This window comes from Mesorhizobium sp. M1163 (assembly GCF_040318415.1).
GTDB lineage: Bacteria > Pseudomonadota > Alphaproteobacteria > Rhizobiales > Rhizobiaceae > Mesorhizobium.
The window spans coordinates 1-1,830 of the sequence record NZ_JAMYMF010000098.1; the positions used below are offsets into that span (position 1 = coordinate 1).

At 61.9% G+C, this 1,830-nt stretch carries 1 protein-coding gene and 1 pseudogene; one reads left to right on the plus strand and one right to left on the minus strand.

Translation table 11 applies throughout. From position 1 onward, the window contains the following. Positions 1-351 precede the first annotated feature (351 nt). Positions 352-1,383, plus strand: a complete 1,032-nt coding sequence (locus NKH43_RS35165) for an IS110 family RNA-guided transposase (RefSeq protein ID WP_352862053.1) — start codon at positions 352-354, stop codon at positions 1,381-1,383. 257 nt (positions 1,384-1,640) lie between these two features. Here NKH43_RS35165 and NKH43_RS35170 read toward each other — a convergent pair. Next, positions 1,641-1,830: pseudogene (locus NKH43_RS35170) on the minus strand (transposase); the annotation flags it as partial.

Sequence of the window (1,830 nt, forward strand, 5' to 3'; positions counted from 1 at the left end):
TCGACGCCTGCTCATCATTGGAGCCATGGCTGTGGTCCGATGGGCATCGCGGAAGGGCGCGCCCGAGGGCTCCTGGCTCGCGCGCCTCGCGCTCGCTTTCTAGATTTGGACCTGATCCGCGCATCACCATACCGGCCCGCGGCACGTGAATGGCCGCAAATCAAGGCCTGACACAAGACCGCACTCGATCACGCGTTCAAAGGTTCAAAATCTTCCTTGCAAAACGGCTGGCATCCACACAAGCGTCATGTATGTGGCGCGCTGCACGGCCCATTTGATGGCATGGACCGCCCCTTCCGAACCGCGGATAGTGGAGCGTGTTTTTCCTCAATAGCTCAAGGGAAGCCTGCCATGCCTGTTGTCACCATCGGAATCGATATCGCCAAATCCGTCTTTCAGGTCCACGGTGTGGACGCATCCGGCCGTGCGGCTCTCCGGCGACGCCTCGGGCGCAGCCAGTTGCTGGTATTCTTCGCCCGGCTTTCGCCTTGTCTCATCGGGATCGAAGCTTGCTCGAGCGCGCATCACTGGGCTCGTGAATTGGTTAGGTTCGGCCATGAGGTGCGCCTGATCCCTCCGCAGTATGTGAAGCCTTACGTCAAGCGGAACAAATCCGATGCGGCAGACGCCGAGGCGATCTGCGAAGCGGTGGCGCGGCCGAACATGCGGTTCGTGCCGATCAAGACGCGCGAGCAGCAGAGTGTACTGGCATTACACCGCGCCCGAGCATTGCTGGTTCGCCAGAGAACGGCTTCGATCAATGCTGTTCGTGGGCTACTCAGCGAATTCGGCCTAGTGGCCGCGAAGGGGAGTAGCAGGGTCCTCGAACTGCGTCGGCGCATGGAAGAAATGGAAACATACTTGCTTCCAGAGGAGGCTCGGGAGGCGATCCGTAGGCTTCTCGACCATATCGATGCCATTCACGACCAGATCGAAGCCGTCGAGAGGAGGATACTGGACTGGCACCAGAGCAGTGAAGAAAGCCAGCGCTTGGCTTCCGCACCGGGGGTGGGTCCCATGACCGCCACTGCGATCATGGCAACGGTGGGTGATGGCCGTCAGTTCCAGTCGGCGCGGCACTTTGCAGCCTGGCTCGGCCTCACACCCCGGATCCAGCCAAGCGGCGGAAAGGAGCGGATCGGCCGGATCAGCAAGGGCGGCGACCGGTATCTGCGCACGCTACTGATTCATGGCGCCAGGGCGGTCGTCGGCACGATGTTCCGCAAGAACGTCAAGCCTCGGCCCTGGCTCGCCGCTCTGGTAGGTCGCAGGCCTGCGAACATAGCCGCGACTGCCGTCGCGCACAAAACTGGCCGTGCATTGTGGGCTATGCTCACCCGTGCCGAGACCTATCGCCGCCCTGCCAGCGCGGCAATGGCATAACCGAGTTGGCGCCGGCGGACGGCGCTAGCTTGCGAGGGTAAACGAATGTGATGGCGAACCGGTCGGACCGGGTTCGGCAAAGGTCTCTTGAACGATGCGAGCGAACAGAGCTCGTCCATTTGTCTGGCCGCCGATCCGCGAAAACCATCAGGGCCAGCAGCCGTGCGGCTGCATATCCAGGCCGGATTCACGACCGCAAGCACCGGATCCGTCATCTCCGTTCGAATTCCCTTGCAAGTCAGGGGCGGTCCATACACGTCGTTCTGTTCGAGCAAGATCGCGCCGACCAGGCGGACGTTGGCGTCATCATTTGGGAAGATGCCGATGACCTCGTGCGCCGCTTGATCTCGCCGTTGAGGCGTTCGATCGGGTTGGTCGAGTGCAGCTTGGCGCGGTGCTCCTTGGGGAAAGTCATGTAGGCAAGCACGTCGGGCTCGGCGTCGTCCA